Here is a 12,387-nt window from a genome sequence, read left to right as displayed (position 1 = left end):
GACGCTTTTCCATTTCAGGGGAATAATGCGCGCCACTTGGCTACATAGCTCAGTTGGTTAGAGCATAGCATTCATAATGCTGGGGTCCGGGGTTCAAGTCCCTGTGTAGCCACCAAGTACTAAAAACGGCTTACCGAAAGGTAGGCCGTTTTTTTATGCCTCGAGAAAATTGCCCTCCCCGCTGGATCGGTATGAATCTGTAGGAACCGGGTGCGAAAGGCGTACGAAGAGGATTTTTCGTTCGCTCAGGCACCTGCATCTGCGCCAGTCGATTTGATCGCCATCCCGATTGACCGACACGCTCCCCTGTCTCGATTGCAGGACAGACAGGGAGTGCTCATGGACCTGAACAAATTCCTATTCGACGATGAGTGGCGTCGAGAACGCCCGAGCGAAAACGCTATATGGAGCGGATGGATTCCGCCCCCGCCACCAGAACCCGTTTATATCCGGACAGACGAATGGCCGACCCCGAAACCCCGCGACGATCTGGTATTTGCCAAATCCTGCACACCGGATAACTGGTGCCGAACGGAGGCCGGCACAGCCCCCGAACCCGTCTCTAGTTTCGGCAAAGTCATGGTCGCGGGCGCCATGCGCTTTCCCGCTGCCAGTACCGCCGTAGCCAAGGCCATCGGCGCCGATCTGGCCCTGGGTCGCATGGCTGGCGGCGGAATCCTGCAGCAACGCCTCAACTGGGCAATACGCGGCGCCGGCGGCCCGGCCAGTGTGTTCATCCTCGGGATGCTGCCGACCCGAATGGGCGACGGCACGCTCTACACCGACGATCAGCTACGCACCTTGTCTCGCGCAACCACTCGCGTGCGCTTTCAGTTCCGACGCGATGCCGAGGGCGTCATGCAGGTCTACGGTATCCACACCGGCGTCTCGGGCGACGACTCGGTACGTACCGTAAAAGTCCGGTGGAACAGCGACAAGACCGCCATGGAGGCCAAACTCAACGGCATCACCATTCTGTGGACGCCACAACGCGGGCCGCTGGGAGCGATGCCGCCGCTGGTTTATCCGGAATACGGCGAACCACTGAGCACGATCCTCGTCCACCCGATCGCCGCGAACACCGACAGCCAGATAGAAATCCTGCCCGGCGAAGACATCACCGCCGAAGACTGCATTCTGGTGTTTCCGGCAGAGACCGGGCTGAAGTCGTTGTATGTGGTGTTTTCGAAACCGGCCAGGTTGATGCCGGGGGTGGTGATGGGGGTTGGAGAGGATTCGTCGGGCATATGGCTCGCCGGAGCAAACTCGGGGGTGGGAGTTCCAATTCCAACAGACGTGGCAGACTCACTCAGGGGACTCGAATTCCAAAGCTTCGATTCGTTCCGAAGAGCTTTTTGGAAAGCCGTTTCGGAGTCTGCCGTGGCGGATCAGTTCATAAAACAAAGTGTTGGCCGTATGCGTAAAGGTAAAGCACCCAGGGTGCGCAAAGCCGATAGTGTCGGCGGCAGAAGATCTTACGAGCTTCATCATCTCGAAAAAGTATCCGAGGGTGGCGACGTCTACGACGTTGATAATCTACGAGTAAATACACCTCGAAACCACATCGATATCCACCGGAACGAATAGGCCAGTCATGAAAGACAATCTACTGAAAAGCAGCATTTCGGAGTACACAGAGACCGAGTTCGTTGCGTTGTTGGAAGAACTCGTTAAAGAAGATGAAGAAGCCGAAGACGATGGTCGGGCTGATTTGTTACTGCTGCACTTCGAGAAAATCAGCGAACACCCGGCCGGATCCGATCTGATCTATTACCCGGAGACAGGCGCGGATAGCTCCCCTCGGGGGGTCACGCAGATTGTGAAAGAATGGCGAGCTGCACAGGGTCTGCCTGGGTTCAAAGGCCAGTAATGACTCAACGCCGTGTCATTGATGAGGTCAGAAAGGAAGAGCAGTGAAGTGAAGATTCATAGTCAATAACCGAAACGACTGTCGATCACCAAGCATTGAAAACGGCATATCGAAAGGCAGCCCTTTTTATGCATCAAGAAAAGTGGCCTCACTCGATGGCCCTACCCGACTCCGTACGAACAGGATGCGAAAGGCATACAAAGAGGGTTTTTCGTCCGAGTAAGCACCTGGATCCCGGTAAGTCGATTTGATCGCCGCGCACCTTGATCGAAAAGCTTCCCTGTCTCGATTTTATGGACGCAGGTGACAACCTCAGAGTCCCCCCCCAAAAAAATCACGTCGAAGCACACCAGGATTGAGGTAACTGCATGAGCGACCCTTTCATCAAAAACAACTTTTCTGATTACACCGAACAAGACTTCGTCGAGTTCATTGACGAGATCAGAAAGGAAGACAAAGCACCGACAGATGACCGTGCAGATATTCTATTGCTGCACTTCAACGAGATCGTCGGGCATCCGAGCAAGATGGACCTTATCTACTACCCTGAGCCAGGTGCTGACACGTCATCCTCTGGCATAGTCCGTACAGTCGCGACATGGCGTGAAGCAAACGGGCTGCCAGGATTCAAGCAATAACCCTCCGGCACCCATAGTCAAAACCGCTGCGCATCACCAGGCAGTCAAAACGGCTTACCGAAAGGTATGCCGTTTGTTTATCCCTCGCCCGCTAAAGCCCTGAGCCCTTTCGCCCAGATCTGCCGCGTACGTAAACCGACCATCGCCCGCCAGTCCGGATCCGCCGGATAGAACTGCTCCAGCAGATTCAACTTGATCGCCCGCCCTGTCGCATCCAGCGGATCGCCGTGCAGATGCAGCCAGTGATCGTCGCGCAGATAACGATGTACGTCCGGCCCTGGGTAAGTCCCGCACTCGATCACGAACGGCATCAATTGCACTTTCGGCAGCGCGTTGAGCAGCGCCTGCGAGGTGTAACCGGTAGCCGTCGCCGCGACACCGGTTTCACTCAGGGTTTCGGCACCCGTGTGCAAGGTGTAGAGCCACGGGCCATAGATCGATTGCGCCTGGGCCAGTGCCGGATACGGTGCCTGAGTAATCGTCAGCAGCATCGGATGGCCGTACTCGCCGGCGCCGGTGTGCAGGTCGAAACACATCACGGTTTCAGCACCGGCCAGATGATTCTCAATGATCTGATGCAGCGTGCGATTCGACCAGCTCGGGGCAAAGCCTCCGAAAAACAGTCCGTCGGGATGGCTGTGCTGACCGCCCTCGACAATCGACATCACCGCCGGCCAGCCGTGCTCGGCGATTTGCGCATCGAGCGAGGCATCGGCACGCTGGCGCTCGGGGCCGTTCAAATCGGCGCAGGCGTAGATTTCGTGCAGCGCGGCGTAGGCCTGGTTGTCCGGGAGAGGCTGGTTGAAATCCAGATGATTGCGGTTGAGGTCAATGTTGTCTTCGTTGACCCGCCGCAGCCATGCCGTGCCCCACGGGTTGATCAGGTGAATCATCACCACCGCGACGTCCTTGGGCAGCGAACCCGCCGTGAAATGCTTCAGCCAGTCGATCTGACATTCCGAACCGTAATAGCCCTCCACCCCGTGGGTGCCGCTGAGCGCCACCAGACGCCGTTTGGCTTGCGGATCTCCCAGCACCGCCACATCGGTGCTCAACGGCTCGCCGAACGGTCCGCAACGCGGATGGGCGTAGGAGGTGAGCGTCGCACCGGCGGCGGTGGCGACGGCAAGAAACTGTTCGCGCTGCTGTCGGTAGCTGGACTGGGTCGGAAACTCGCTGTGCATGGTGGCCTCTTGTTGATTGTTCTGGCTTCACGTTTGCCCATGACCCTACAGAAAATTCGCCAAGTCATGAAGGACAAACATACCGACGGTTTGCGTCCTGCACGGTCGGCCGATACAGTCCGTCAGACTTTTATCCCACGGACGGAGAGCCCCGCGTGTTTCCAGCCCAGCCCCTGAAACGCTTTCGCCTGCCGGCCCTGACGTTGATCGTCAGCGCCATCACCCTCGCCGCCTGCAGCGCCCCGCCCTCCTCGACCCTGCCGCTGGCACCGGAAGCCGCCTCCGGTTACCGCACAGGCCTGCAAGCCAGCCACGCCGATAAACACATGGCTGCTGCCGCAAATCCACTGGCTGCCGAAGCCGGTCGCGAGATGTTGCGTAAAGGTGGATCGGCCATCGATGCAGCCATTGCGATGCAAGCCGTGCTGACCCTGGTCGAACCGCAATCCTCAGGGATCGGCGGCGGCGCGATGATCGTGCTGTGGGACGGCAAGCAGGTGCGTACCTATGACGGTCGTGAAACAGCACCGGCCGGTGCCACCGAGAAGCTGTTCCTCCAGGCTGATGGAAAACCGATGCCGTTCCCGCAGGCGCAGATCGGCGGACGCTCTGTCGGCACACCGGGGGTGATGCGTGCGCTGGAACTGGCGCACAAACAACACGGCCGCTTGCCGTGGGCGACGTTGTTCGAGCCGGCAATCAAACTCGCCGAACAGGGCTTTGCGATCTCGCCTCGACTGCATTCACTGCTGGAGTCCGACCCTGTGGTGCGCCGCTCACCAGACATGGCCAGGTATTTCCTCAACAGCGACGGCAGCGTCAAAGCCATTGGTACGCGCCTGCAAAACCCGGCGTTGGCCGCCGTGCTCAAACGCATCGCCAACGAAGGTGCAGACGCGCTGTACAAAGGCCCGATCGCCGAAGAGATCGTGGCCAAGGTCCAGGGTCACGCCAACCCCGGCAGCCTGTCGCTGAACGACCTTCAGCACTATCAGGCCAGGGAACGCGCGCCACTGTGCACCGACTACAAGCGCTGGCAGGTTTGCGGGATGCCGCCGCCGTCATCGGGCGGGATTGCGGTGGCGCAGATTCTCGGCACCTTGCAGGCGCTGGAAACCCGCGACCCACGCCTGTCCCTGACACCGCTCAAACCCGTGAAGACCGATAAACCGGCGGGCCTCGAACCGGCGCCACAAGCCGTGCACCTGATCGCCGAAGCCGAACGCCTGGCCTACGCCGACCGCGCGCAATACGTGGCCGATACCGACGTCGTACCGGTGCCGGTCAAAGGCCTGGTCGACCCGGGTTATCTGGCCAGCCGCGCCAGCCTGATCGGCGAACGCAGCATGGGCACCGCCAAACCGGGCACACCACCGGGGGTGCAGGTTGCCTACGCGCCGGACCGCTCGCCGCTGCGCATCTCCACTTCACAGGTGGTGGCGGTGGATGACTTCGGTGGCGCGGTGTCGATGACCACCACCATCGAAGCGGCATTCGGCTCGCACCTGATGGTTCAGGGCTTTTTGCTCAACAACCAGATGACCGACTTCTCGTTCATCCCCGAAGAAAACGGACAGAAAGTCGCCAACCGCGTCGAGCCCGGCAAACGCCCGCGCTCGTCAATGGCACCGACCCTGATCTTCGATCGCAACAGCGGTGAGTTCGTCGCCACCGTCGGGTCTCCGGGCGGCTCGCAGATCATCGAATACGTGGCCAAAACCACCGTCGGCCTGCTCGACTGGAACCTCGACCCGCAAAGTGCCATCAGCCTGCCCAACTTCGGCAGCCGCAACGGCCCGACGGAGCTGGAACAGGGTCAGTTCACTCCGGCTCTGATCCAGGCACTCAAGGACAAGGGCCATGCGGTGAGCGAAATCGACATGACCAGCGGCACCCAGGCCATCGTGCGGGTCAAGGATACGCAGGGGAAGGCAACGTTGGCCGGTGGGGCGGATCCTCGGCGTGAAGGAGTAGCGTTGGGGGACTGAAACCCCTTCCGCCAACTGAAAAAGGCTTACCGAGAGGTAAGCCTTTTTTGTATGTCCCTGAATCCGATTCGGCTAAATCACATTGCCTTTTCCTACATCGGAAAAATGCTGTCCGAGATAGAGTGCTTGCGGAGCTCTCACAAACAGTACGACTCAATCGACGCTGATACCGTCGAAATGGAGTAACCCATGAACATACGTCCGATTCATACCGAAGAAGACTACCGTGCGGCACTCAAAGACGTGTCCGCTCTTTTCGAGAATGAGCCAGAACCCGGCACGCCTGAAGGTGATTACTTCGACATCATGATCACCCTTATCGAGGCCTATGAGGCAAGGCACTTCCCGCTCGACCTGCCCAACCCGATTGATGCCATAAGGTTTCGGATGGAGCAGTCCGGGCTGTCGGCAGCCGATCTCGCCCCTGCAATTGGCCGGACAAATCGCGTTTATGAGGTGCTGAATGGCAAACGCGCCCTGACGCTTCCCATGATCTGGAAACTTCACGAGTTGTTCGGTATTCCGGCGGAAAGCCTGATCAAGCCCATGAAATCAGTCTGATGAAAAAACAGCCATGCAGGCACCTCAACATGTATTGCCTACCCTGAATTTCCCAGCCAACTGAAAAAGGCTTACCGAGAGGTAAGCCTTTTTTGTATGTCCATGAATCCATTTCAGCGACAACTGAAACCCTCAGACGTCGCCCTCCTCATCCGCCACCCGAACCAGCAGATCCCCGGGCTGACAGTTGAGGTACTCGCAAATGGCATCCAGCGTCGCCAGTCGCAACCCTTTGACCTTGCCCTGTTTTAGCAGCGACAGGTTGGCCTCGGTAATGCCGATGGCCGCTGCAAGGTCTTTGGATTTGACCTTGCGTAGCGCGAGCATCACATCCAGTTGAATCACGATTGGCATGTCGACCTCATATAAACGTTCGGTTTTCCAGATCCACTTCGCTCGCTTGCGACAGGATCCGCGCAATCACCGCGATACACGCGGCCAGGAACAACGCGACGAACGAAGGAGCGGTGATGCTCAGCGTGAACAAGCGCTCACCGACCGGCGCACTCTGGGTGACCCACAGGCTGAGCATCGGCTCGCAGAGGAAATCCAGCAGCACCCAGACCGCCACGGCTCGCCCGACCTTGCCCAGGTGACCGGCCGTTTCACGGGCGAAGTACTCACCCCGCCCATAGCTCTGAAACAGCAGGCGCAAATGGTTCAGGCCAGACGCCAGCGCCAGCAGGGGAATACTCGACAGCACCATCCCGCCCAGCTTCTGCCACCACGGAAACAGCGTTGCGGTGTCAGCCATTTGCGACAGTTGGCGCTCGGTCAGCGCAAACCCCAGTCCCCAGCCTTCCCTTTCCGCCAAGGGTGGGTAAACCCACAACACAGCATTGAGCAGCAGCATCACGACGATCAGGATTAACGTCATCGTCGCCATGCGCCGACTGAATTGCACGAGCCCGTTGGTGGTCATGGGAAAGCCTCACAAGAATGAATGTGAGCGCCACAGTAGCGATTAAAATTATCGAATAACAATAATTAATTGCTGCAAAACATTAATAATTTCAGATATCCAGACTCTTACCGACCACCGGATCACCAATCTTCAGGAAGTTGCCCCCGGCCACGTGATGCAGCGTACGCAGCTCATCATGCCCTTCAAAATGCCAACGCCCGTCGCTGAACACCCGCGAATCCGCCTGCGCCGCAATCACCTCGGCCAGAAACAGATCGTACTGTTCGTGATTACGCGGCTCCGGCAGCAGCCGGCATTCGAGCCACGCGACGCAACCGTCGAGCATCGGTGCCTCGACCTGCTCGCCAGTGAAGGTCTGCAAGCCATAGGCCTGGAACTTGTCCTGCCCTTGTTCGCGATTGATTTCCAGGCCTGAAGTCGAGCCGACGGTCTGCACGATGTCGGCCTGATTCACGCAAGGGACGTTGAGGACAAAGGTGCCCGAGGCCTCGAGCAGTTGTCGGGTCCAGGTGGATTTATCGAGGACCACCGCGACTTTCGGCGGCTCGAAATCCAGCGGCATGGCCCAGGCCGCAGCCATGATGTTGCGCTGCCCGTCGTGAGCGGCGCTGACCAGCACGGTCGGCCCGTGGTTGAGCAAACGGTAGGCTTTGTTCAGGGGAACCGGGCGACGGAAGGACTCGCTCATGGGATCTGCTCCGGGAAAAAGAGCCGATTGTAGCGGGATAAAAACAGCGAAGGGATTGCCATGGACAATCCCTTCGCCTGACAAGCATCAGTTGGATAGCTGGTTGGCGAACTGGCCGACCGCGTCCACCACTTTCTGCGCGCCATCCTGGATCTCGACGATCACCGTGCCCGCCTCCGCCGCCAGCGCCAGCCCTTGCTCGGCCTGAAGCTTGCCGTCGGTCATCAGCGCCACGGCGTTGCGCGCCATGTCCTGGTTCTGACGCACCACGCCGACGATTTCCTCGGTCGCCTGGCTGGTGCGCGAGGCCAGCTGCCGTACTTCGTCGGCCACCACCGCAAAACCACGGCCCTGCTCGCCTGCACGGGCGGCTTCGATGGCGGCGTTGAGCGCCAGCAGGTTGGTCTGCTCGGCAATGCCGCTGATGGTCTTGACGATGGTGCCGATCACCTGGGATTGCTCGTTCAGCGCCTCGATGCCTTCGCCGGCAGTCTGCATGTGCCGCGACAGGTCGCGCATCACATTGACCGCTTCGGTGACCACACGGGTCCCGCGCTGGGCAGTGCTGTCGGTCTGCAAGGATGTGCTGTAGGCAATGTTCGCAGCCTCGGCGACGGCTTGCTCCTGATTGACCTGATCGGTGATCACGGTGGCGAATTTCACCACTTTGTAGAGCTTTTCGTTGGCGTCGAGCACCGGGTTGTAGGAAGCCTCCAGCCAGACCTCGCGACCATGGGCGTCGATCCGCTTGAAGCGACCGGCGACGAACTCACCATTGTTCAGACGGCGCCAGAAGTTCTGGTACTCGGCGCTGTTGGCCTCGCCCGAGTCACAGAACATACGGTGATGTTTACCCTTGATCTGCGCCAGGCTGTAACCCATGCCCTGAAGGAAGCGGTCGTTGGCGCTCAGCACGTTACCGTTGAGGTCGAACTCGATCACCGCCGTCGAACGCACCAGTGCGCCGATCAGGTTCTCGTGTTCGCGTGAGGCTTCGATGGTACGGGTCAGGTCGCTGGAGAAAATCGAGAAATGCTTGATGCGCCCGTCCGAAGAGCGGACCGGCTGGACGATCGAACGCAACCACGCCTCTTCGCCATTGCCGCGCGACAGGCGCACGGCGCCGGCGAAGTGCTCGCCCCGGCTCAGTGCGGCCCGGAAGCGGTGATGAAATTCGTCGGACTTCACATGAGCCGGCACGATGTCTTCGATGGCGCGGCCGATCAGGTCGTGGCTCTTGTAGAGCATTTCATTGAGGAAGTTCTGGTTGACCGATTGAATCCGTCCGTCGGGCTCAAGGGTCAGCACCAGCATCTCGCTTTCCAGGCTCTCCTTCACTTGCAGAAGGCTGGAGAGTTCTTCACGAAGAGCCGCCAGCTCTTGCTTGAGGCGTTTGTTGAACATGGGAAAGCACCGATGGACTGTATGGAAAGCGGGGTTGCAGCCCTAACCATCGGCCTTGGAAATCTTTTCTGAAGAGCGATCGAGACCGGCCAGTCAAAAATAATCTCAATTGGCCATTGGTCTTATCCGCCCGCGCAGAACGGATACAAAACCCGGCGCTCTGGCCCGGCCATATCAGGTATTCTCGGGGCGAATTGCAACAATATGTTGCAGGTATCCGCCCGATAAGGAGTGCCGTTTTGGATTTATCGACCGCTGCCTGGATGGTTCACGACACCCGCCTGATTCTCTGCTGCCTGCTGGCGATTGCGACAATTATCGTGTTGATCAGCGCCAGCAAGCTACCGCCCTTTCTATCGATCCTGATCGGTACGTTCATTGCCGGCGTCGGCGCGGGTTTACCGCCAGAGGACGTGGCCAAGGCGTTCAGCAAAGGTGCCGGGGCGATTCTCGGTGAAGCGGGGATCATCATCGCGCTGGGCTCGATGCTTGGCGCGCTGATGGCCGAGTCCGGTGCCGCAGACCGCATTGCGTCGACCTTGCTCGGGCTGGGCAAAGGCAAGTCCCTGCCGTGGGTCATGGCGCTGGTGGCGATGGTGATCGGCCTGCCGCTGTTCTTCGAAGTGGGGCTGGTGATGATGGTTCCGATCATCTTCGTCATGGCCCGCCGCTCCGGTCAGCCACTGTTGAAAATCGCGATTCCGGCGCTGGCCGGCATGACCACGCTGCATGCCCTGATGCCGCCGCATCCCGGACCGTTGATCGCGGTCAGCGCATTGCATGCCGACCTTGGGCTGACCATGTTGCTGGGCTTCAGCATCGCCATCCCGGCGGTGATCCTTGCCGGACCGATCTACGGCAACTGGCTGTCGAAACGCATGCACGTCGATGAGCCGGCAGAACTTGGCGCGCTGTTCAGCGCCCCGCCGAAAGCGCCCCGCCAGCCGAGCTTCGGCATGTCGCTGCTGATCATTCTGTTGCCGGTGTTGCTGATGCTCGGCAGCACGCTGGCGAAAGTCGCGATGAGCCCGGAAAGCGGCGTCGCCCTGACCCTGAAGTTTCTCGGAGAACCCTTGGTGGCGCTGGGCATTGCCGTCATGGCGGCGGTGATTTGCCTCGGCTGGGCCAACGGCATGCCGCGTGAACACGTCGGCGGCACCCTGCGCAAAAGCCTCGCGCCGATTGCCGTGCTGCTGCTGACCATCGGGGCCGGTGGCGGCTTGAAGCAGACCTTGCTGGATGCCGGTGTCAGCCAGACCATCAGCAAAGTCGCCGAAGGCGCGCACATGCCGTATCTGCTGCTGGCCTGGCTGATTGCCGTGGCACTGCGTCAGGCCACAGGCTCGGCGACGGTGGCCACCACCACGACGGCGGGGATTCTGGCGCCGATGATGGCGGGCCTCGCCGCGACGCAAAGTTCGCTGGTGGCGCTGGCGATTGGCGCCGGCTCAGTGTTTTTCTGCCACGTGAACGACGCCGGCTTCTGGATGGTTCGCGAGTACTTCGGCCTGCAACTGAAACAGACGATCTGGGTCTGGTCGGTCCTGCAAACCATTGTCTCGGTGGTGGGTCTGGTGGGGACCTTGCTGTGGTGGCACTGGTTGACGTAACGACGACGCGAACTTGCGCAGAGGCTGTCAACCAGCCTTCAGGAACAGGGCGCCACCGAACGGCGCCCGCCACCGGGCATGCGCACACCGAAGTACACCGCGCTGACGATGCCGACCGCGCCCATCACCGCGCAGAACATCACACAGATCCACGGACTCCAAGGCATCAGACCGATCAGCAGCAGCGGTGTGATGCTTGCCCATGCGGCGTAGGCAATGTTGTAGGTGAAGGAGATGCCCGAAACGCGAATCCGTGCGGGAAACAGGCTGACCATCACCGATGGCACCGCGCCGACCACGCCACAGCCAAGTCCCGCGATGGCGTAGGCCAGGCCGACCCAATCGCCGCCCATGATCAAACAGCTGTAAAGCACGCCGATGCCCAATGGCAGCAGCAGACTGTAGAGCATGACTGTGCGCCAGGCGCCGAGGCGATCCACCAGCAACCCGGCAATCACGCAGCCGATGTTCAGGAACACGATGCCCAGCGCACTCAGGGCAAAGGTGTGGCTGGCAGTCATGCCGAAGGTCTTCTGCATCATGGTCGGGGTAATGACCACGAACACCACCACCGCCGAAGTCAGCACGCAGGTCAGCAGCATGGCCGGCAGCATCGCCAGACGATGCTCGCGCAAGACCGTGCGCAACGGCAGTTCGATCCGAGCCTCACGCTGCGCTTCCATGGCCATGAACACCGGGGTTTCACTCAACCAGCGGCGCAGGTACACGCCGATCACGCCGAACACGCCGCCGAGCAGGAACGGATAACGCCAGGCGTAATCAAGGATTTCCGCCGGGGTAAACACCTGTGCGAGAAACGTCGCAGTCAATGCGCCGATCAGGTAACCGAAGGTCAGTCCGGCCTGCAGGAAGCCCAATGCATAACCGCGATGCCCGGCCGGTGCGTGCTCGGCGACGAAGACCCAGGCGCTTGGCACTTCACCGCCGACCGCCGCGCCTTGCAGGATGCGCAGCGCCAGCAGCAACAGCGGTGCGAAATAGCCGATCTGGGCGTAGGTCGGCATGATTCCGATCAGCAGGCACGGCAGCGCCATCATCAGGATGCTCAGGCTGAAGACCTTCTTGCGCCCCAGCCGGTCGGCGAAATGCGCCATCAGGATCCCGCCCAGCGGCCGTGCCAGATAGCCCGTGACAAAGATCCCGAAGCTTTGCAGCAGACGCAGCCACTCGGGCATTTCCGGCGGGAAGAACAACTGGCTGAGGGTCAAGGCGAAGAACACGAAAATGATGAAATCGTAGATCTCCAGCGCCCCACCCAGGGCCGCAAGGCCGAGGGTCTTGTAGTCGGAACGGCTGAACGGCGCCGGTCGGGCAGTGGAATGGGCAGTCATGGCAAAGAACTCTGGCAGGCAAAAAACCAAGGCGCCCATGGTCTACGCAAACGGGCCGATCGACAACCCGTTAGACCATAGTCTGATTCAGCGAAACACGGTCACATAAATCCGCCGGTTGATTTACTGTTGGCACCTGTCCAGACGGGCCGGCCAAGCCCCGAAGA

At 59.9% G+C, this 12,387-nt stretch carries 12 protein-coding genes and 1 tRNA gene; 7 read left to right on the top strand and 6 right to left on the bottom strand.

Annotated elements, in window-relative coordinates:
- Positions 1–38: 38 nt before the first annotated feature.
- From OQ248_RS15450 to OQ248_RS15435, 4 genes are all read left to right on the top strand, one after another.
- Positions 39–115 (top strand) — tRNA-Met (locus tag OQ248_RS15450).
- A gap of 224 nt (positions 116–339) precedes the next feature.
- On the top strand, positions 340–1,587 hold the full coding sequence (locus OQ248_RS15445; RefSeq protein ID WP_265813246.1) for an S-type pyocin domain-containing protein: 1,248 nt from the start codon (positions 340–342) through the stop codon (positions 1,585–1,587).
- A 7-nt stretch (positions 1,588–1,594) separates the two neighbouring features.
- Positions 1,595–1,870 (top strand): bacteriocin immunity protein, encoded by a 276-nt coding sequence (locus tag OQ248_RS15440; protein ID WP_260521001.1) that lies wholly within the window; start codon positions 1,595–1,597, stop codon positions 1,868–1,870.
- Between the two features lie 368 nt (positions 1,871–2,238).
- Positions 2,239–2,508 (top strand): bacteriocin immunity protein, encoded by a 270-nt coding sequence (locus OQ248_RS15435; protein WP_265813245.1) that lies wholly within the window; start codon positions 2,239–2,241, stop codon positions 2,506–2,508.
- Between the two features lie 77 nt (positions 2,509–2,585).
- Here the strand turns inward: OQ248_RS15435 and OQ248_RS15430 are convergent, their stop codons facing one another.
- A complete protein-coding gene (locus OQ248_RS15430) occupies positions 2,586–3,692 on the bottom strand; it encodes a M14 family metallopeptidase (RefSeq protein ID WP_265813244.1) in 1,107 nt (368 codons plus the stop codon).
- 155 nt (positions 3,693–3,847) lie between these two features.
- Between OQ248_RS15430 and ggt the strand changes: the two genes are divergently transcribed.
- The gene (gene ggt / locus OQ248_RS15425) at positions 3,848–5,680 is read left to right on the top strand and encodes a gamma-glutamyltransferase (RefSeq protein ID WP_265813243.1); all 1,833 of its coding nucleotides are present in this window, start codon (positions 3,848–3,850) and stop codon (positions 5,678–5,680) included.
- Positions 5,681–5,869: 189 nt separating this feature from the next.
- Positions 5,870–6,241 carry a helix-turn-helix domain-containing protein gene (locus tag OQ248_RS15420; RefSeq protein ID WP_074692315.1) on the top strand — a complete coding sequence of 124 codons (372 nt, stop codon included), beginning with the start codon at positions 5,870–5,872 and terminating at the stop codon, positions 6,239–6,241.
- Positions 6,242–6,373: 132 nt separating this feature from the next.
- On the opposite strand, the gene OQ248_RS15415 is transcribed toward OQ248_RS15420, so the two are convergent.
- From OQ248_RS15415 to OQ248_RS29020, 4 genes are all read right to left on the bottom strand, one after another.
- Positions 6,374–6,595, bottom strand: a complete 222-nt coding sequence (locus OQ248_RS15415; protein WP_265813242.1) for a helix-turn-helix transcriptional regulator — start codon at positions 6,593–6,595, stop codon at positions 6,374–6,376.
- A 7-nt stretch (positions 6,596–6,602) separates the two neighbouring features.
- Positions 6,603–7,163 carry a DUF2975 domain-containing protein gene (locus OQ248_RS15410; RefSeq protein WP_265813241.1) on the bottom strand — a complete coding sequence of 187 codons (561 nt, stop codon included), beginning with the start codon at positions 7,161–7,163 and terminating at the stop codon, positions 6,603–6,605.
- A 91-nt stretch (positions 7,164–7,254) separates the two neighbouring features.
- The gene (locus OQ248_RS15405) at positions 7,255–7,854 is read right to left on the bottom strand and encodes a flavin reductase family protein (RefSeq protein WP_265813240.1); all 600 of its coding nucleotides are present in this window, start codon (positions 7,852–7,854) and stop codon (positions 7,255–7,257) included.
- Between the two features lie 87 nt (positions 7,855–7,941).
- On the bottom strand, positions 7,942–9,258 hold the full coding sequence (locus OQ248_RS29020) for a PAS domain-containing methyl-accepting chemotaxis protein (protein WP_134828103.1): 1,317 nt from the start codon (positions 9,256–9,258) through the stop codon (positions 7,942–7,944).
- A gap of 239 nt (positions 9,259–9,497) precedes the next feature.
- Here OQ248_RS29020 and OQ248_RS15390 point away from each other — a divergent pair, with 239 nt between their 5' ends.
- Complete coding sequence (locus OQ248_RS15390; protein WP_114885528.1) at positions 9,498–10,868, top strand: gluconate:H+ symporter; 1,371 nt, start codon at positions 9,498–9,500, stop codon at positions 10,866–10,868.
- Between the two features lie 38 nt (positions 10,869–10,906).
- On the opposite strand, the gene OQ248_RS15385 is transcribed toward OQ248_RS15390, so the two are convergent.
- On the bottom strand, positions 10,907–12,220 hold the full coding sequence (locus OQ248_RS15385; protein WP_265813239.1) for an MFS transporter: 1,314 nt from the start codon (positions 12,218–12,220) through the stop codon (positions 10,907–10,909).
- Positions 12,221–12,387: the final 167 nt, after the last annotated feature.

Origin of the sequence: Pseudomonas sp. COW5, from assembly GCF_026240005.1 — a bacterium.
GTDB lineage: Bacteria > Pseudomonadota > Gammaproteobacteria > Pseudomonadales > Pseudomonadaceae > Aquipseudomonas > Aquipseudomonas kribbensis.
The sequence above is the reverse complement of the archived record's forward strand: the minus strand, read 5'-3'. Positions and strand labels throughout refer to the sequence as shown.

Excerpts from the sequence above, each read along its gene's own strand:
- OQ248_RS15385 (WP_265813239.1), bottom strand. The coding sequence starts at position 12,220 with ATGACTGCCCATTCCACTGCCCGACCGGCGCCGTTCAGCCGTTCCGAC.
- OQ248_RS15405 (WP_265813240.1), bottom strand. The coding sequence starts at position 7,854 with ATGAGCGAGTCCTTCCGTCGCCCGGTTCCCCTGAACAAAGCCTACCGT.
- OQ248_RS15440 (WP_260521001.1), top strand. The coding sequence starts at position 1,595 with ATGAAAGACAATCTACTGAAAAGCAGCATTTCGGAGTACACAGAGACC.
- OQ248_RS15435 (WP_265813245.1), top strand. The coding sequence starts at position 2,239 with ATGAGCGACCCTTTCATCAAAAACAACTTTTCTGATTACACCGAACAA.
- OQ248_RS15410 (WP_265813241.1), bottom strand. The coding sequence starts at position 7,163 with ATGACCACCAACGGGCTCGTGCAATTCAGTCGGCGCATGGCGACGATG.
- OQ248_RS15445 (WP_265813246.1), top strand. The coding sequence starts at position 340 with ATGGACCTGAACAAATTCCTATTCGACGATGAGTGGCGTCGAGAACGC.
- OQ248_RS15415 (WP_265813242.1), bottom strand. The coding sequence starts at position 6,595 with ATGCCAATCGTGATTCAACTGGATGTGATGCTCGCGCTACGCAAGGTC.
- OQ248_RS29020 (WP_134828103.1), bottom strand. The coding sequence starts at position 9,258 with ATGTTCAACAAACGCCTCAAGCAAGAGCTGGCGGCTCTTCGTGAAGAA.
- OQ248_RS15430 (WP_265813244.1), bottom strand. The coding sequence starts at position 3,692 with ATGCACAGCGAGTTTCCGACCCAGTCCAGCTACCGACAGCAGCGCGAA.
- OQ248_RS15420 (WP_074692315.1), top strand. The coding sequence starts at position 5,870 with ATGAACATACGTCCGATTCATACCGAAGAAGACTACCGTGCGGCACTC.